This window comes from Escherichia sp. 10290 (assembly GCF_030295155.1).
Classification (GTDB): domain Bacteria; phylum Pseudomonadota; class Gammaproteobacteria; order Enterobacterales; family Enterobacteriaceae; genus Escherichia; species Escherichia coli_F.
Window position 1 is genome coordinate 1,385,497 of sequence record NZ_AP025741.1, and the last position, 18,465, is coordinate 1,403,961.

Annotated in this window: 12 protein-coding genes; 7 read left to right on the top strand and 5 right to left on the bottom strand. The window is 49.9% G+C overall.

Annotated features, from left to right (window positions below):
• Window positions 1-113 precede the first annotated feature (113 nt).
• A complete protein-coding gene (gene rutR / locus QUE74_RS06870; RefSeq protein ID WP_001354904.1) occupies window positions 114-752 on the top strand; it encodes an HTH-type transcriptional regulator RutR in 639 nt (212 codons plus the stop codon).
• 39 nt (window positions 753-791) lie between these two features.
• Here rutR and putA read toward each other — a convergent pair whose 3' ends face one another.
• A complete protein-coding gene (putA, locus tag QUE74_RS06875) occupies window positions 792-4,754 on the bottom strand; it encodes a trifunctional transcriptional regulator/proline dehydrogenase/L-glutamate gamma-semialdehyde dehydrogenase (protein WP_001354905.1) in 3,963 nt (1,320 codons plus the stop codon).
• A gap of 54 nt (window positions 4,755-4,808) precedes the next feature.
• Here putA and QUE74_RS06880 point away from each other — a divergent pair, with 54 nt between their 5' ends.
• From QUE74_RS06880 to phoH, 6 genes are all read left to right on the top strand, one after another.
• On the top strand, window positions 4,809-5,018 hold the full coding sequence (locus tag QUE74_RS06880; RefSeq protein ID WP_000979515.1) for a hypothetical protein: 210 nt from the start codon (window positions 4,809-4,811) through the stop codon (window positions 5,016-5,018).
• Between the two features lie 158 nt (window positions 5,019-5,176).
• Window positions 5,177-6,685 (top strand): sodium/proline symporter PutP, encoded by a 1,509-nt coding sequence (putP, locus tag QUE74_RS06885; protein WP_001018507.1) that lies wholly within the window; start codon window positions 5,177-5,179, stop codon window positions 6,683-6,685.
• Between the two features lie 219 nt (window positions 6,686-6,904).
• Window positions 6,905-7,735 carry an iron uptake transporter permease EfeU gene (gene efeU, locus QUE74_RS06890; protein ID WP_000497942.1) on the top strand — a complete coding sequence of 277 codons (831 nt, stop codon included), beginning with the start codon at window positions 6,905-6,907 and terminating at the stop codon, window positions 7,733-7,735.
• A gap of 57 nt (window positions 7,736-7,792) precedes the next feature.
• Window positions 7,793-8,920 carry an iron uptake system protein EfeO gene (efeO, locus tag QUE74_RS06895; protein WP_000154382.1) on the top strand — a complete coding sequence of 376 codons (1,128 nt, stop codon included), beginning with the start codon at window positions 7,793-7,795 and terminating at the stop codon, window positions 8,918-8,920.
• A gap of 5 nt (window positions 8,921-8,925) precedes the next feature.
• Complete coding sequence (efeB, locus tag QUE74_RS06900; protein WP_001199156.1) at window positions 8,926-10,197, top strand: iron uptake transporter deferrochelatase/peroxidase subunit; 1,272 nt, start codon at window positions 8,926-8,928, stop codon at window positions 10,195-10,197.
• 746 nt (window positions 10,198-10,943) lie between these two features.
• Complete coding sequence (gene phoH, locus QUE74_RS06905) at window positions 10,944-11,732, top strand: phosphate starvation-inducible protein PhoH (protein ID WP_000533534.1); 789 nt, start codon at window positions 10,944-10,946, stop codon at window positions 11,730-11,732.
• 49 nt (window positions 11,733-11,781) lie between these two features.
• Here phoH and pgaD read toward each other — a convergent pair whose 3' ends face one another.
• Genes pgaD through pgaA form a run of 4 tightly spaced genes read right to left on the bottom strand, consistent with a single transcriptional unit; the run spans window position 11,782 to window position 17,965 of the window.
• Entirely contained in the window at window positions 11,782-12,195 is a 414-nt protein-coding gene (pgaD, locus tag QUE74_RS06910; RefSeq protein ID WP_001061100.1) for a poly-beta-1,6-N-acetyl-D-glucosamine biosynthesis protein PgaD, read from the bottom strand.
• A 1-nt stretch (window position 12,196) separates the two neighbouring features.
• Entirely contained in the window at window positions 12,197-13,522 is a 1,326-nt protein-coding gene (gene pgaC / locus QUE74_RS06915) for a poly-beta-1,6-N-acetyl-D-glucosamine synthase (protein WP_000610465.1), read from the bottom strand.
• Window positions 13,515-15,533, bottom strand: a complete 2,019-nt coding sequence (gene pgaB / locus QUE74_RS06920) for a poly-beta-1,6-N-acetyl-D-glucosamine N-deacetylase PgaB (RefSeq protein WP_000945547.1) — start codon at window positions 15,531-15,533, stop codon at window positions 13,515-13,517. The genes pgaC and pgaB overlap by 8 nt, the downstream gene beginning before the upstream one ends.
• Before the next feature lie 8 nt (window positions 15,534-15,541).
• Complete coding sequence (gene pgaA, locus QUE74_RS06925) at window positions 15,542-17,965, bottom strand: poly-beta-1,6 N-acetyl-D-glucosamine export porin PgaA (RefSeq protein ID WP_000287429.1); 2,424 nt, start codon at window positions 17,963-17,965, stop codon at window positions 15,542-15,544.
• Between the last annotated feature and the right edge of the window lie 500 nt (window positions 17,966-18,465).

Genomic DNA, 18,465 nt, shown 5'->3' on the forward strand with positions numbered 1-18,465 from the left:
CGGTCAAAACAGTTGCACATAAAACATGCATTCGTGCGCGATGAGAGTGCAGAAGGTCGAGGCCGGGCGGGGGTTTTGCTATCCTGTTGCCAATCAACAAGAGGGGAGAGCGCATGACGCAAGGCGCAGTGAAAACAACGGGTAAGCGTTCGCGCGCAGTAAGCGCGAAGAAAAAAGCGATTCTTAGCGCAGCACTGGACACTTTTTCACAATTCGGTTTTCACGGCACAAGGCTGGAGCAGATCGCAGAGTTGGCAGGCGTTTCAAAAACCAACCTGCTGTATTACTTCCCGTCTAAAGAGGCGCTGTATATTGCCGTGCTGCGACAAATTCTGGATATCTGGTTGGCACCATTGAAGGCGTTTCGTGAAGATTTCGCCCCACTGGCAGCGATTAAAGAGTACATCCGTCTGAAGCTGGAAGTCTCCCGCGATTATCCGCAGGCTTCGCGCCTGTTCTGTATGGAGATGCTGGCAGGCGCACCGTTATTAATGGATGAGCTAACGGGCGATTTGAAAACGTTAATTGATGAGAAATCGGCGCTGATTGCCGGTTGGGTTAAAAGCGGCAAACTCGCGCCGATTGATCCGCAGCATTTGATTTTTATGATCTGGGCTTCCACTCAACATTACGCCGATTTCGCCCCTCAGGTGGAGGCGGTGACAGGTGCCACGTTGCGCGATGAAGTGTTTTTCAATCAAACGGTTGAAAACGTGCAGCGGATTATTCTTGAGGGGATTCGACCACGTTAATGATGCCGGAGGAGGTTGTAACATCCTCCGGCTACCTATTTAACCGATCGTCATTAAACTGGCGTTACCGCCAGCGGCAGCGGTATTCACGCTCAGCGAACGCTCGATATACAACCGTTCCAGCAGGATATTGCTTTCGCCACGGGCAAAACCCTGCACTGAAACAATTGCACCATCCCGCGCGGCAACGGCTTCACACAATGCGCGAAGCTGATCCGAATCACCGTGGAAGATCACCGCATCAAAGGGTTGAGCGGTTATATTTTCCGCTTTCGCCAGTTGAATACGTTCGCTGACTGCCGATGGCAATGCCTTCACTAACTGACGATGCAGCGTGTCATCCGGCCACAGTACCTGGCTGCCCACCGCCAGCACGGCGGCGAGCTGAGTCAGCGCATCCTGTTCATCATCCGCGATACACAATACGCGCTCACGCGGCAGCAGCGTCCAGGTGTTGCGTTCACCCGTCGGCCCTGGCAGCAATCGTTGTGTTCCTGCCTGCGCCAGCTCGCCATATTGCGTACATAACGCCTGCAATTCTGGACGGTTTGCCGCCCATTCCCGTAGTGCATTTAGCGGCTGAGTCAATGAGGCTTTCAACTGTGCATCGACCGGATACTCTGCATCCTGACGCGCCAGTGTCACCGCCAGCGCACTTTCCGGGCGATTCGCCAGCAGACGGTAGAGATAGAGCGGGCCGCCTGCTTTCGGCCCGGTGCCGGACAACCCTTCGCCGCCGAATGGTTGCACCCCAACCACTGCGCCCACCATATTACGGTTAACATACAGATTACCGACATGGGCCGAGCCAGTGACCTGGGCAATGGTTTCATCAATGCGCGTATGGACGCCAAGCGTCAGACCATAACCGGAAGCGTTAATCTGTTCGATCAGTTCCGGCAACTGGTTACGGTTGTAACGCACCACATGCAGCACCGGACCAAAGACCTCTTTTTGCAATTCGGCAAAATCATCCAGTTCGATCAGCGTCGGGGCGACAAAGGTGCCACTTTGCCATTCGCGGGCATCTTCACTGTTTTCCCGCACCGCCTGGAACACCGGACGGCCTTTGCTACGCATGGTCTGAATATGGCGCTCAATATTGGTCTTCGCTTCGCCATCAATCACCGGACCGATATCGGTGGTCAGGCGACCCGGATTACCCATCCGGCATTCGGCCATTGCACCGCGCAGCATTTTTAACGTGTGGTCGGCAATTTCATCTTGCAGACACAGCACGCGCAGCGCCGAACAACGCTGACCTGCACTGTCGAAGGCCGAGGCCAGTACATCCACGACGACCTGTTCGGTCAGGGCGGAGGAATCGACAATCATCGCGTTCATGCCGCCGGTTTCCGCAATGAGTGGAATTGGGCGGCCCTGAGCGTCCAGGCGGCTGGCGATATTGCGTTGCAGTAACGTAGCGACTTCGGTTGAACCGGTAAACATAACCCCGCGCACGCGATCATCACCCGTCAGTTGCGCGCCTACGGTTTCACCCTGACCGGGCAACAACTGCACCACGCCTGGCGGTACACCCGCTTCCAGCAAAATGGCAATCCCTTGTGCGGCAATCAGCGGCGTTTGTTCTGCCGGTTTTGCCAGTACGCTGTTACCTGCCGCCAGTGCGGCAGCGATTTGCCCGGTGAAAATCGCCAGCGGGAAATTCCACGGGCTGATACACACCACAGGCCCTAATGGACGGTGGGTTTCGTTAGCGAAATCATCCCGCACCTGTCCCGCGTAGTAGTGGAGAAAATCGACGGCTTCACGCACTTCGGCAATGGCGTTACTGAAGGTTTTTCCGGCCTCACGTACCAGAATACCAATCAGTTGCTGCATCTGACTTTCCATCAGTACGGCAGCGCGATGCAAAATCGCCGCGCGTTCGGCCGGAGGCGTGGCAAACCAGATTGGCGCGTTATTAACTGCACTTTCCAGCGCCTGTTCTACTTCACGCGGCGTGGCTTCACGCACATAGCCCACAATATCTTTCGGTTCCGCCGGGTTGATAACGGGTGACATTTCACCAGCCGCGACCGGTTGTTCCAGCATTGGCAAGGCCTGCCATTTTTGCAGTGCACTGTTGAGCAGGGCAGAGGAGAGTGATGCCAGCCGGTGTTCATTGGCGAGATCCAGCCCTGCCGAGTTGTCGCGCCCGTGACCGTAAAGATCGCGCGGCAGGGGAATTTTCGGATGGGGTAATCCAGTTTGCCCTTCCTGTTGCGCCAGTTTTTCTACTGCAGTGACTGGATCGGCAACCAGTTCATCCAGTGGCAAAGAGGTATCAGCAATACGGTTAACAAACGAGGTGTTAGCACCGTTTTCCAGCAGGCGACGCACCAGATATGCCAGCAGTGTTTCATGGGTACCGACCGGAGCATAAATACGACACGGACGGTTAAGTTTGCCGTCGGCAACTTTCCCGGTGACCTGCTCATACAGTGGCTCGCCCATACCATGCAGGCACTGGAACTCGTACTGACCCGGATAGTAGTTTTGACCTGCCAGTTGATAAATCGCCGCCAGCGTGTGGGCGTTGTGCGTTGCAAACTGTGGGTAAATGAGATTTGGCACCGCCAGCAGCTTTTTCGCACAAGCGAGATAAGAAACATCGGTATACACCTTGCGGGTATAAACCGGATAACCTTCAAGGCCGTCCATTTGCGCACGTTTGATTTCACTATCCCAGTACGCGCCTTTCACCAGGCGAATCATCAGACGACGGCGGCTGCGGGTGGCGAGATCAATCAGGTAATCGATCACCAGCGGGCAGCGTTTTTGATAAGCCTGAATAACAAAACCGATGCCGTTCCAGCCTGCCAGTTCAGGCTCGAAACAAAGCTTTTCCAACAGATCGAGGGAGATCTCCAGACGATCGGCCTCTTCGGCATCAATGTTAATACCAATATCGTACTGACGCGCCAGCAAGGTTAATGATTTCAGACGTGGGTAAAGCTCTTCCATTACCCGATCGTACTGGGCGCGGCTGTAGCGCGGATGCAGCGCCGATAGCTTGATTGAAATGCCTGGACCTTCATAGATGCCACGACCATTGGAGGCTTTACCAATAGCGTGAATCGCCTGCTGATAGGAAACCATATATGCCTGCGCGTCCGCTGCGGTCAGTGCGGCTTCGCCCAGCATATCGTAGGAGTAACGGAAACCTTTCTCTTCCAGCTTGCGGGCATTGGCTAACGCTTCCGCGATGGTTTCACCAGTGACGAACTGCTCGCCCATCAGACGCATCGCCATATCCACACCTTTGCGGATCAGCGGTTCGCCACTCTTACCGATAATGCGATTCAGCGAACGAGAGAGGCTGGCTTCGTTATGGGTAGAAACCAGTTTGCCGGTAAAGAGAAGCCCCCAGGTGGCGGCATTAACAAACAGCGACGGGCTACGACCAATATGTGACTGCCAGTTACCGTTGCTGATTTTGTCGCGTATTAACGCATCACGGGTGGCTTTGTCGGGAATACGCAATAGCGCTTCCGCCAGACACATCAGCGCCACGCCTTCCTGCGATGACAGCGAAAACTCCTGCAATAATCCCTGAACCATGCCTGCGCGACCACTGGCATTTTTTTGATTACGCAGTTTATCGGCCAGTTGATACGCCAGTTTATGAGCCTGTTCAGCAACCGGCTGCGGCAGGCGAGCTTGTTCCAGCAGCATAGAAACCGCTTCGGTTTCCGGGCGGCGATAGGCGGCGGTGATAGCCGCACGGGAAACCGACTGTGGCAAAATTTGCTCGGCAAAGTCGAGGAATGGCTGGTGTGGTTCCTCTGCCGGATTCGGTACTTCATCGCTCTCATTGGCCGCGCCAGAAAGCAGCGCAGGTAGCTCTGGCAGAGTATCGCTGTTTTCCAGTTGTTCAAGATAAGAAAAAATCGCCTGCTTAATTAACCAGTGCGGTGTGCGATCGATACGTGTCGCGGCAGACTTAATGCGTTCACGCGTCGCGTCGTCCAGCTTAACCCCCATGGTGGTGGTTCCCATGCCATTACTCCTGTTGTTCTGAAAGGTGCAACTTAACGTTATCGTGAAATATCCATGATGTTGCAACTTTGTGCAACCATGTTAAATGTGACCTGCGTAGCAAGCTTAAAAATGAATGAAATGTTAATAAAAGAAATCGATATGACAGGGATTAAAAAAATAACTCAGACTTTTTCTCTGCGGCAGTTAACATTTTTGAAAGGTGCAACCGCAAAAAATGTGAGGGAGTGCAACCTGATGAAAAATAGTATCGCTGAGCACTAAAATTTAATGTAAATGGTGTGTTAAATCGATTGTGAATAACCAGCGCTTCCGGCAGGATACGGTCGCCCTGGGAAAACATAAACTCTGTTACCCCGTTCCGGTGGCAGATATAACGGCAAGTTTCGACATTGCCGATAATAATTTTTTGGAGACTTTAGATGGCTATTAGCACACCGATGTTGGTGACATTCTGTGTCTATATTTTTGGCATGATATTGATTGGGTTCATCGCCTGGCGATCAACCAAAAACTTCGACGACTATATTCTTGGCGGTCGCAGCCTTGGGCCATTCGTGACGGCATTATCGGCAGGTGCGTCGGATATGAGCGGCTGGCTGTTAATGGGATTACCGGGTGCAGTCTTTCTTTCCGGGATTTCCGAAAGCTGGATCGCCATTGGCCTGACATTAGGCGCGTGGATTAACTGGAAGCTGGTGGCCGGGCGCTTGCGTGTGCATACCGAATACAATAATAACGCCTTAACATTGCCGGATTATTTTACCGGGCGTTTTGAAGATAAAAGCCGTATTTTGCGCATTATCTCCGCGCTGGTAATTTTGCTGTTCTTCACCATTTATTGTGCTTCGGGCATTGTGGCTGGCGCGCGTCTGTTTGAAAGCACCTTCGGCATGAGCTACGAAACGGCTCTGTGGGCGGGAGCTGCGGCGACGATCCTTTACACCTTTATTGGCGGCTTCCTTGCGGTGAGCTGGACTGACACTGTACAGGCCAGCCTGATGATTTTTGCCCTGATCCTGACGCCGGTTATCGTGATCATTAGCGTCGGTGGGTTTGGCGACTCGCTGGAAGTGATCAAACAAAAGAGCATTGAAAACGTGGATATGCTCAAAGGGTTGAATTTTGTCGCCATTATCTCGCTGATGGGCTGGGGGCTGGGTTACTTCGGTCAGCCGCATATTCTGGCGCGTTTTATGGCGGCGGATTCTCACTATAGCATTGTCCATGCGCGTCGTATCAGCATGACCTGGATGATCCTCTGTCTGGCAGGCGCGGTGGCGGTCGGTTTCTTCGGCATTGCATACTTTAACAATAATCCAGCGGTTGCCGGTGCGGTAAATCAGAACTCTGAGCGCGTGTTTATCGAACTGGCACAAATATTGTTTAACCCGTGGATTGCCGGGATTCTGTTGTCGGCGATTCTGGCGGCGGTGATGTCGACGTTAAGTTGCCAGCTGCTGGTGTGCTCCAGTGCGATTACCGAAGATCTGTACAAAGCATTTCTGCGTAAACATGCCAGCCAGAAAGAACTGGTGTGGGTAGGGCGTGTGATGGTGTTGGTGGTGGCGCTGGTGGCAATTGCGCTGGCGGCGAATCCTGAAAACCGTGTGCTGGGCTTAGTAAGCTACGCGTGGGCAGGCTTCGGTGCGGCGTTTGGTCCGGTGGTGCTGTTCTCAGTGATGTGGTCACGCATGACGCGTAACGGTGCACTGGCGGGGATGATCATTGGCGCGCTGACGGTTATTGTCTGGAAACAGTTCGGCTGGCTGGGTCTGTACGAAATTATTCCGGGCTTTATCTTCGGTAGCATTGGGATTGTGGTGTTTAGTTTACTGGGTAAAGCACCGTCAGCGGCAATGCAAAAACGCTTTGCTGACGCCGATGCGCACTATCATTCAGCGCCGCCGTCACGGTTGCAGGAAGGGTAAGGGAAGGCGTTTTACCGAAAATCCCACGTCATAATCAGAAGCAGGCAGAGGGCAATCAGTGATTGCCCTCTGCATTTTCTCTCAAAAAAAATTTACATTTCCTCATCATTATCACTACATTCCGCTTGTGTTTTTCTTCACCGTAATGATAATCGCTATCACTGCGATTTACTTTTCTTTGCATAGATTGACTCAGAAAAACGTTTAAGGGTGGGTGGCATGTTTGTTCCGTTTCTCATTATGTTGCGCGAAGGACTTGAAGCCGCGCTGATTGTCAGCCTGATTGCCAGCTATCTTAAGCGTACCCAGCGAGGTCGATGGATTGGTGTCATGTGGATTGGCGTGTTGCTAGCCGCTGCGTTGTGCCTGGGGCTGGGTATATTCATTAATGAAACTACCGGCGAATTTCCGCAAAAAGAGCAGGAATTGTTCGAAGGTATCGTGGCGGTGATTGCCGTGGTGATCCTCACCTGGATGGTTTTCTGGATGCGTAAAGTGTCGCGCAACGTCAAAGTGCAACTGGAACAGGCAGTCGATAGCGCATTGCAGCGTGGGAATCATCATGGCTGGGCGCTGGTGATGATGGTCTTTTTTGCCGTTGCAAGGGAAGGACTGGAGTCGGTCTTTTTCCTGCTGGCGGCGTTTCAACAAGATGTCGGTATCTGGCCTCCGCTGGGTGCAATGCTCGGTCTTGCTACAGCCGTGGTGCTCGGCTTCCTGCTCTACTGGGGCGGTATTCGCCTCAATCTTGGCGCGTTTTTTAAATGGACCAGCCTGTTTATTCTCTTCGTCGCCGCAGGGCTGGCTGCTGGTGCTATTCGCGCGTTTCATGAAGCCGGGCTGTGGAACCACTTTCAGGAAATCGCCTTCGATATGAGCGCGGTGCTCTCAACTCACTCGCTGTTCGGTACGCTGATGGAAGGTATCTTTGGTTATCAGGAAGCGCCGAGCGTCAGCGAAGTCGCCGTCTGGTTTATTTATCTCATCCCGGCGCTGGTGGCATTTGCTCTGCCGCCGCGCGCAGGGGCGACAGCGTCTCGCTCCGCGTAACGAAAATGACGCAAACTCTTGCTTAGTTACAACATACTTTAAAGGGATAGTCTCGTCATGACCATTAACTTCCGCCGTAACGCATTGCAGTTGAGCGTGGCTGCGCTGTTCTCTTCTGCTTTTATGGCTAACGCCGCTGATATTCCGCAGGTCAAAGTCACTGTGACAGATAAACAGTGCGAACCGATGACCATTACGGTTAACGCCGGGAAAACACAGTTCATTATTCAGAACCACAGCCAGAAGGCGCTGGAGTGGGAGATCCTCAAAGGCGTGATGGTGGTGGAAGAGCGGGAAAATATCGCCCCTGGTTTTAGCCAGAAAATGACGGCGAATTTACAGCCTGGCGAATACGATATGACCTGCGGTCTGCTGACTAACCCGAAAGGGAAGTTGATCGTCAAAGGTGAGGCAACGGCGGATGCGGCGCAAAGTGATGCGCTGTTAAGTCTTGGTGGTGCAATTACTGCATATAAAGCGTATGTCATGGCGGAAACCACGCAACTGGTGACCGACACCAAAGCCTTTACCGACGCTATTAAAGCAGGCGATATCGAAAAAGCGAAAGCACTGTATGCGCCGACGCGCCAGCACTATGAGCGCATTGAACCGATTGCTGAACTTTTCTCCGATCTGGATGGCAGCATTGACGCCCGTGAAGATGATTACGAGCAAAAAGCCGCCGATCCGAAATTCACCGGTTTCCACCGTCTGGAAAAAGCATTGTTTGGCGATAACACCACCAAAGGGATGGATCAGTACGCTGACCAGCTTTATACCGATGTGGTCGATTTGCAAAAACGCATCAGTGAACTGGCTTTCCCACCTTCAAAAGTGGTCGGCGGCGCAGCCGGACTGATTGAGGAAGTAGCAGCCAGCAAAATCAGCGGTGAAGAAGATCGCTACAGCCACACCGATCTGTGGGACTTCCAGGCTAACGTTGAAGGCTCGCAGAAAATTGTCGATCTGCTGCGTCCACAACTACAAAAAGCCAACCCGGAACTGCTGGCAAAAGTCGATGCTAACTTCAAAAAGGTCGATACCATTCTGGCGAAATATCGTACTAAAGACGGTTTTGAAACCTACGACAAGCTGACCGATGCCGACCGTAATGCGCTGAAAGGGCCGATTACTGCGCTGGCGGAAGATCTGGCGCAACTTCGTGGTGTGCTGGGACTGGATTAAGCGTAATGCAGTATGAAGATGAAAACGGCGTGAATGAACCGTCACGCCGACGTTTACTGAAAGGGATTGGCGCGCTGGCACTGGCAGGAAGTTGTCCGGTAGCGCATGCTCAAAAAACGCAAAGTGCGCCGGGGACGCTTTCACCGGATGCGCGCAGTGAAGCGCAGCCGTTTTATGGCGAACATCAGGCGGGTATTCTGACGCCGCAGCAGGCGGCAATGATGCTGGTGGCGTTTGATGTGCTTGCCAGCGATAAAGCTGATCTTGAGCGATTGTTTCGCTTGTTGACTCAGCGTTTTGCTTTTCTGACTCAGGGCGGAGCAGCACCAGAAACGCCAAATCCACGCCTGCCGCCACGCGATTCCGGCATTCTTGGCGGCTACATTGCGCCCGATAATCTCACCATCACGTTATCGGTGGGCTACTCATTGTTTGATGAGCGTTTTGGCCTTGCGCAGCAGATGCCGAAAAAGTTGCAGAAGATGACACGTTTCCCTAACGACTCGCTTGATGCGGCGTTATGTCATGGTGATGTGTTGCTACAGATTTGCGCCAACACCCAGGACACGGTGATCCATGCGCTGCGCGATATCATCAAACACACGCCGGATTTGCTCAGCGTGCGCTGGAAGCGGGAAGGGTTTATTTCCGATCACGCGGCGCGCAGTAAAGGCAAAGAGACGCCGATTAATTTGTTGGGCTTCAAAGACGGCACTGCTAATCCTGACAGCCAAAATGCGAAAGTGATGCAAAAAGTAGTGTGGGTGACGGCAGATCAGCTGGAGCCTGCGTGGGCTATCGGCGGCAGCTACCAGGCGGTGCGTTTGATTCAGTTTCGAGTGGAATTTTGGGACAGAACGCCGCTGAAAGAACAGCAGACAATTTTTGGTCGCGATAAGCAAACCGGTGCGCCGCTGGGAATGCAGCATGAGCATGATGTTCCCGATTACGCCAGTGATCCGGAAGGGAAGGTGATCGCGCTGGACAGCCATATCCGGCTGGCGAATCCCCGCACGACGGAGAGCGAGTCTAGTCTGATGCTGCGTCGTGGCTACAGTTATTCGTTGGGTGTTACCAACTCCGGGCAACTGGATATGGGGTTGCTGTTTGTCTGCTACCAACACGATCTGGAAAAGGGCTTCCTGACAGTACAAAAAAGGCTCAATGGTGAAGCGCTGGAGGAATACGTTAAACCCATCGGCGGCGGTTATTTTTTTGCGCTGCCGGGGGTGAAGGACGCGAGCGATTATCTTGGAAGCGCATTATTGCGAGTTTAATTTTTAGAGGCGGATAAGGCATTTACGCCGCACCAGGCGTTCGTGCGTTCGTGCGCTGATGCCTGATGCGACGTTTGCGCGTCTTATCATGCCTACAATCGGTGCGGGTTCGGTAGGCAGGATAAGGCGTTCACGCCGCATCCGGCGTTCGTGCGTTGATGCCTGATGCGACGCTTGCGCGTCTTATCATGCCTACAATCGGTGCGGGTTCGGTAGGCTGAATAAGGCGGTCACGCCGCATCCGGCATTCGTGCGTTGATGCCTGACGCGAATCCTGCTGAAAGCACACAGCTTTTTTCATCACTGTCATCACTCTGTCATCTTTCCAGTAGAAACTAATGTCACTGAAATGGTGTTTTATAGTTAAATATAAGTGAATATATTGTTGCAATGAATGCGAGATCTGTTGTAATTATTAAGTAGCAGCGGAAGTTCCCGGCAGTGATAGTCAGTCACTATGGAGATCGCGGATGGTAACGTCCTGTACTGGACAATGTTTTGTTAAGCAACGCTCCACCACTCGCGGAGATTTCTCCTCCGGTAGTCATCTCGTCACTTTGCATTTTCAACCTCATCCTTTCTTTTCATGTGTTACCGACGCCGTAAACGGTGCGCGTAGCCGTTTTTCGGCATTTTATCCAAAAGCAAACTATGGCTTACAAGGAAGCCAACCCTCTGATGTTCGTGCGCATAATCGCGCTGCCAACGGCGCGTGTGATGAATACAAACAACTCAAGGTGCTCTCCATGGGAAGACAAAAAGCAGTGATCAAAGCTCGTCGCGAGGCAAAACGTGTGCTGAGACGGGATTCGCGCAGCCATAAGCAGCGTGAAGAAGAATCGGTCACCTCGCTTGTGCAGATGAGCGGCGTAGAAGCCATTGGTATGGCCCGCGACAGTCGCGATACCTCGCCCATCCTCGCGCGAAATGAAGCGCAATTGCACTATCTGAAGGCTATTGAGAGTAAGCAGCTGATATTCGCCACCGGCGAAGCCGGGTGCGGAAAAACCTGGATCAGTGCCGCAAAAGCGGCAGAGGCCCTGATACATAAGGATGTCGACAGGATTATCGTCACCCGTCCAGTTCTGCAAGCCGATGAAGATCTTGGTTTCTTACCTGGTGATATCGCAGAAAAGTTTGCTCCCTATTTTCGCCCGGTCTACGACGTGCTGGTCCGTCGCTTAGGGGCTTCCTTTATGCAGTACTGCCTGCGACCGGAAATAGGGAAGGTGGAAATTGCGCCGTTCGCCTATATGCGTGGACGTACCTTTGAAAATGCAGTCGTCATTCTTGACGAGGCGCAGAATGTGACTGCCGCGCAAATGAAAATGTTTTTAACCCGCCTCGGGGAGAACGTGACGGTTATCGTCAACGGTGATATCACGCAATGCGATTTGCCTCGCGGCGTGCGCTCCGGATTAAGTGACGCGCTGGAACGTTTCGAAGAAGATGAAATGGTCGGGATCATCCGATTCGGTAAAGAGGATTGCGTACGTTCGGCACTTTGCCAACGTACGCTACATGCATACAGTTAAGTGTGTTATAAGCGCAGAGCCCGGGTAAACCGGGCTTTGTTTTGGGTGTTTATGCCCGGACTAGCGCTTTTTCTGAAACAACCATTTTTATTTTCCCCTGGCTGGTGAAGTGTACGCTCATCCTGTGGCTTTTTTGTAGTTGCTGATAGAGCTCATCAGGTATTGCTAAGCTCTCTGCATATTCTTGCGGCGTATATTGGTAGGCTGCATGATGCTGCTGTTTTTGAAAACGCAGCTTATTGTACAGCGCCCAGACAATTAACACGACGGCATTCGCCACTGCCAACAAAAAATAGAACTGAAGTCGGCTTCTGGCCTCGCTTTGCCAGTAATAACCCGTCAGCAGATCCATGGTGAATAAGAATATGAACAAAGCAAATAATGTCCATAAGATGGTTGTGGCAACATAATCAACCATTAAACGTACTGGCGATTGTCGGGTCGTAATAATTAAATTGTTCATATTAACCTCTCAGAATCCCTCGATCGGGACTTACCCAACGGGCGCGTTGCTTTTTAGGCATCAACATGACTCGTGTAAATGATACCAACGTCGTTGCCAGGCTCAGCATCCAGAAAATAACCGGGAACCAAATAATCCAGAAAAGCGATGAAGTCAGATTATGCTCATAGCGATTCTCGATCATCAGGCTGACAATAAATTGCAGTAAACATAACGTACACAATAATATTCCGGCAGTATGTGTCGCAGCGATATGTGTCAATTCAATATTTAACGGTACACCTGCAAGTTGGACTGCGTAAATAATGAAACCGACCAGGCAGGTAAAGGCCCATATTGTCGTCAGACAGTATTCAAAAAACAGTGGCCACATTCGAAAGTTTTCTTTGCGCCATAGCCTTGTCATATTTTTGAGGAATACTTCTGCACCGCCCTGAGCCCAGCGCAGGCGCTGTTTCCACAGCCCTTTTAACGTTTCAGGCATTAATATCCAGCACAGCGCCCGTGGCTCGTAAAAAATCGTCCACTGATTCAACTGCAGCTTCCAGCTAATATCAATATCTTCGGTGATCATATCGTCACTCCAGTAACCCACTTCTGCCAGGGCGCTGCGACGAAATGCGGCAATAACACCAGAAACGGTAAATACGTTTCCATAGATGCGCTGGGTTCGCTTGATCAAACCAATAATTGAGGAATACTCGCCAACCTGAATTTTACCCACCAAGGTAGAACGTGTTCGAATACGAGGATTACCGGTTACGGCACCCACACGCGGGTTGTACAACATCGGTTCCACAATATATGCCGCCGCATCGCGGTCTAATAACGCATCGCCATCAATGCACACCAGATATTCACTTTTCGCCGCGGCAGCTCCGGTTTTAAGCGCAATGGCTTTCCCCTGGTTTTGCGCCAGATGAATGACCCGCAGGTGGGGAATTTGTGCAGCCATGCGATCCAGGATGGCACGGGTTTTGTCTGTTGAACCGTCATTTACGGCAATAACTTCAATGTTCTCATAACGCTGTGCTAAAGCGGCGTGTATGGTTTCCTCAACGTTTTTCTCCTCATTAAAACAGGGAATGATAATGGAGATAGACGGATTATCTTTCAACTGGGGAGCTGGTGCGTTTTCTCCCCACGGCCAGTGGCGTTCACGATAGACCCAGAAATAGACGCCGCCAACAATCCACATAATGGACATAAAAAACGGCCAGAAGAAAACGAACCTCATCATCAGTTCACCAGAGTGAAAGTACGCTACGCATAGGGGTATGCATAACACCATACATAATATAAAAAACGATACGATGCGATTAATCATTTTTCGGATACCAGGCTGTTGAAAACTCAGGACGAATAACGTCTATTTCAGGTTGGTTATGCAGAAAATTGTCGGGATAATAACCATAGTTTTTCATTCCATTCAGTTGTAATAGGCTCATCCAGTGAGCGAGTTGTTGCGAAGAAATAGCCTGATGCTGACCATTTTTCTGCCAGTTTTGTGCCTGTAATTCTAAAATAGATTTGTCTTTAGCCTGAGGGATGTTTTTAATTTGATTGGTCAATTGTATTAACCATTGGTCAGCCGATTTTTCTGCGACACCTTCCATATAAGGCATAGCCATAATAGCGGTCCAGTCATAGCTTTTTAGGAAATCAGCATAATTCTGTGCAAACCAGGCTTCACTTTCAGGTTGTATTACCGGAAGTGCAAAAATATTTCGTGCAGTTTTAACATGTGGACCGCGAATGGCTTTTACGCGCGCACTAAGTTCTAAAGTGAAGTCAGTTAACGCACGACTTTTAAAGCGGGTCCACTGTTTAAATTGCTCCGGGTTTTGTCGAATTTCGCTCAGACTCCCGCTAAAGCCTGCTTGCTGATAAGCCGTGATAGCCGGTGCACTGGCATCTTCATAATCTGAAAGCAAAGCATCATCGTGGAACAATATGCCATCAAAAGCAGCATGTCCGGCAAGATCTTCATATAACATGCCAACTTGTGCTCTGACCCTGTCATCAAAAGGAGATAGACGGCGATATTGTTCAGGATGAATTTGTGCTTTTTTCTCCCCTGTTGGTAAATATTTTACTCGCGTTAATGTGGGATCTAAATCCCAGCTTAATACCGGCATCCACGCATAGATGTTTACACCTGAGCGGGTACGTAATTGCCAGGCAACCCGACTAAAAATATCTGCTTTCATTGGTAGCAAACGATTTGGAAACCAGACCTCTTTGACCAGCCCATCACCATCGGGATCAGCAAATGCCTGCAAATACACGGTTGATATTTGCATATCTTTCACCCGCTGAATTAGCACATCAATATTGCGATCCATTTGCTGGCGGTTTTCGTCATAAACGTAATCAAGATCGATATGCATTACCCGTTGTGATGATTTTTCCTGTACGGTAATAATTTGCTGGGCAAACTCTTTTAATGAGGGATTATTGGCGATTAATACTCGCGGAATGGAATCCAATTGTGACGCATTTGCCAAACCTGATTCAAGGGTGAAGAACATGTCATAACCGAGTTTTTTTAATTCCTCTATCGCTATGCCATTCGCTTCGCCATAAGGCCAAACAAAAATGTGTGGATTTACCTTAGCCTTTGTACGCAGGTATTCCGTCATTTTTACAGCATCCAGACGAATTCTTTCCCGGTATTCTGCTGCGGTTTCATACCGTGCGTGGTCAGTAAAATATGCACGATTTACATATACAGGCAATAAGCTGCCGGTGGCATTAGCCTGAATACCGTAGTGAGAATTCCATGTATGAGAAGCGACCTCAACGAGCCGGGAACGCGCAACTTCTCGCAATTGTTGCCACGTGGCAAAATATTCTCGATCGACCATCTCATCGCCAAATTTTACTTGTTCATCCGCTGGCGTATCGACCCAACTGCCGACGGGGGCCCATACAGCAGGCCACTGGAAGGCCTGAAGAATTGGGAAGACGCGGGTATAAAAACTCTGGTAGCCGTCATCAAAAGTCAGCACTACTGCTTTTTCCGGTAGCGGTTTTCCTCCTCGATGTGCTTCACGAATTTGAGCAATACTGACCGGTTGATAACCGTTCTCGCGCAGCCAGGCAAATTGTTCACGCAGTGCTGATGTCCGCACTGACATAAAACGCTGGTCGGCAGCTTCGTCTTCAACGTTATGCCATGAAATCGCCACAAAACCATTATGCGGCCACGGTTGCTCGGCGAGTAAAGATTCGCGATCCTGTGGCGGTATAAATGATGTTCTTGACTGGCTAATGCACGCAGTGAGCATAATTATACTCACCAGCATCAGGAGATATTTATTTCCATTACGTAACATATTTATCCTTAAAATCTGAATGTCATATCGAATTCAACGTATAAGTTGTGTTCTCTGTCACCGTCATAAGGTCGTTTTTCCCAGCGTAGCGTTGCGCCAGCATCAATCACGTCATTCCAGCTAATGCGTTGCCCGTAGCCGAGTTGGGTGACGACATCCGTGCCATAATGTTTTTGCCAGGAGGCACCAACACCTGCGCTGAAGATTTGCTCCCAGCTATTTTCATAGCTTCGCCATAACAAATGACTTGCCTCAAATGCCGGAACAATATCGAACATTTTTATAGGGTTGTAGTATGGGGTGTCGTGTTCTGTATTTTGTTCGTAATACAGATTGGGGAGGAAATCGACAATCAAATATGGTGAAGACCAGATGCGTTCCTGACCCTCAAGTGAGACTTCATGACGCTGATTACTGTCAGAAAAATCAGTGAAAGCCCAAGAGACACCGTACTTACGCCGCTCATTTTGATACCAGCGAACATAAGCCTGTGCACTGTTGCCTGTAACACCATTTTTCATTGCCCGTAATGGAACGCGGTGAGAGAGGCGTTCCAGTTGCGAACCAATACGCCAGTTATCATTAAAATCATACCAGCCAGACAGGCGCGCGCCGGGTTTATGCTCATGATTGAAAAAGCGTTCGGTGTACTCCGCCTCAAGCCAGATATTACGTGACCGCCACTCAACACCCGCAAGCCAGTCGCGAATAATCCCTTTTCCTTCGCTAAATTGTCCATCGGCATAACCGAATCCAGCAAAACCGCGCCAGTTATCATTCAGCGGTGGTGAATAAACGATGGTGGTTAAGTCGACATCATGTTTGCCACTATCCGGACCTTCGGCATCAATTCCTGTTGAACCAGCGATACGAAGCTCTGCAAGATTATGTACATCAACCGCACGTTTTAAACGTACAACGCCGGGATCTTGCGGTTCACGTTCGACAACATCGTGCGTTAAGACCGCTGCCTGCTGCCATTCTTGTAACGTTAATGCTGTCCAGGCTTGTTCAACCTCCAGATTAATATTACGTGGCTCGATCACTTCTGCTTTTTTTAATTCATTTTCTGCCGCACGAGGCCAACCGCGGGCTTGTAACACACTCGCGTAATCAATGCGCAGTCCCTGATTTCCTGGTGCGTTATAAGCAAGCTCTCTGGCTGTCATTTCAGCCTGAGGAAGATCATTACTATATTTTGCTACGGTTGAGAGAAACGAATGCCCCTGTAACCAGGTATCATTCGGGATGCTCGTAGGCGTGCCCATTAACCGAAGGAAAGGCGGCGAAGTATTAATGGTATGTTGGGTGACAGTTAGCGCGCCGGGATAATTTTCACTCTCCAGGTGGCTGTAAAAGAGATCCGCAAGTTCTTCATCGGATAAATCCGGGGCAATGGTCTCCTTGTGATAAAAGAGCTCTGTCATTATTGACTGTGCTTTTTTGGGCTGATGTTCTTTGAGATAAGCCGACGCAACCCAATATTGCGCCCAGGGCGGAATAATTTGCCCCGTCTTTTTTAAACGCTGATAGTGAGAAATAACGTCTTTATAACGATCGCGAGTTAATAACGCGCCAAGATGATCAACCTGAATACGCTGGTACTGGGCAGTGCGGTCAGGGTTATCATGCCACAGAATTTCTAATGCAGCGTATTGGGCGAGGGCGCGATCGGCAATGGCATAACGTTCACTTTCACTGCGCGTAGGCATAAACGACAGTCTGACCAGTTCGGCATGAATATCAGCGCGAATATCTGGCGTTAAATTGGCATCGTCAATCGCGGCAGCAAGTTGATTATTCCGTAATGCCTGCACGTATTCTGTGGGATATTGTTGCGTTAAGGCATTTTCAGGTAATGACCCTGTCATCGCCCGTAATTCATCCTCATGCCGCCCCGCCAGTTTATAGATATAGGCTTCTGCGAGTAAATTAGCTTTGTCCGGTGCTCCAGAGTTAAGCTGCTTAAGTTTAACCAGCGCAGAATCATAGTGACCCACATCTGCCAGGGTTAAAATTTGTCCCCGTTGATAATCCTTATTTTGCGACTCCAGAGAGAGTGCCTTTTGCCACAGTGTAAGCGAGTTTTGCCATTGTTGCAGGTTACGATAAGCGACGGCGACAGCTGCATAACCACGCGCTGGTAATTGCTGATGACGGTAGCGGTTGTAAACGGTAATAACCTGTTTATCTTGCCCGGCCCATAAGGCAATCTGTAACCAGTCAGCAATTTGGTTATTACTGAGTGCTGATTTTTGTGCAAACCATAACAAAGCTGGCTGAGTATTTCCCTTGCGAGCTTCGATAATCAATGCATCATAGGCATTATTAACAGCACTCTTCGCCGCGGGACTCGCTGCTAAAAATGCGGCAGTAAGAATTTTCAAAGCCCATTTGGTTTTCGGGCACCTTTTTCTGCTACTTGAATACATCCTGTATTACTCCATGTATTGCCAAAATCTCTCTCTGTATCTAATTACAGGTAACTGAAACGAAAGATATTTTTTTTTGCACATCATAATCCGTTATTAAACGCGGAAGAGAGACGTGAATTGTTGATGATGAGAAGAAGAAATGATGAGTAGAGTATCCATATAAAATCCTTTTCTCGCCCGAAAATCCATTCCAATGATGAGGAACTTCAGGAATACGGCATAAATCCCAATGCCTTTTTCAAAATAAATTAGGATTAAAATAATTAAATCAGTAAATTCCGATGCATGATATCGGATTTTTCGAAAGTCCTGATGAAATGCAGCGTTACTGTACTCACGGATTCAATTGTTATTCCTAATATATCTATGAATTAATGTTTTATAAGGATTTCCTTATAACCATTTATATGTATTTGCAAGCCTGTCTTGTCGCGAAGAATGTATAAAGCACTAAGGTAATAATAATTGCGGTCTGCAACTATCATCATTGGTATTGT

What these genes read in the sequence shown, in the direction of transcription:
- rutR (WP_001354904.1), top strand. Translation starts at nt 114, where the DNA reads ATGACGCAAGGCGCAGTGAAAACAACGGGTAAGCGTTCGCGCGCAGTA.
- putA (WP_001354905.1), bottom strand. Translation starts at nt 4,754, where the DNA reads ATGGGAACCACCACCATGGGGGTTAAGCTGGACGACGCGACGCGTGAA.
- QUE74_RS06880 (WP_000979515.1), top strand. Translation starts at nt 4,809, where the DNA reads ATGATGTTGCAACTTTGTGCAACCATGTTAAATGTGACCTGCGTAGCA.
- putP (WP_001018507.1), top strand. Translation starts at nt 5,177, where the DNA reads ATGGCTATTAGCACACCGATGTTGGTGACATTCTGTGTCTATATTTTT.
- efeU (WP_000497942.1), top strand. Translation starts at nt 6,905, where the DNA reads ATGTTTGTTCCGTTTCTCATTATGTTGCGCGAAGGACTTGAAGCCGCG.
- efeO (WP_000154382.1), top strand. Translation starts at nt 7,793, where the DNA reads ATGACCATTAACTTCCGCCGTAACGCATTGCAGTTGAGCGTGGCTGCG.
- efeB (WP_001199156.1), top strand. Translation starts at nt 8,926, where the DNA reads ATGCAGTATGAAGATGAAAACGGCGTGAATGAACCGTCACGCCGACGT.
- phoH (WP_000533534.1), top strand. Translation starts at nt 10,944, where the DNA reads ATGGGAAGACAAAAAGCAGTGATCAAAGCTCGTCGCGAGGCAAAACGT.
- pgaD (WP_001061100.1), bottom strand. Translation starts at nt 12,195, where the DNA reads ATGAACAATTTAATTATTACGACCCGACAATCGCCAGTACGTTTAATG.
- pgaC (WP_000610465.1), bottom strand. Translation starts at nt 13,522, where the DNA reads ATGATTAATCGCATCGTATCGTTTTTTATATTATGTATGGTGTTATGC.
- pgaB (WP_000945547.1), bottom strand. Translation starts at nt 15,533, where the DNA reads ATGTTACGTAATGGAAATAAATATCTCCTGATGCTGGTGAGTATAATT.
- pgaA (WP_000287429.1), bottom strand. Translation starts at nt 17,965, where the DNA reads ATGTATTCAAGTAGCAGAAAAAGGTGCCCGAAAACCAAATGGGCTTTG.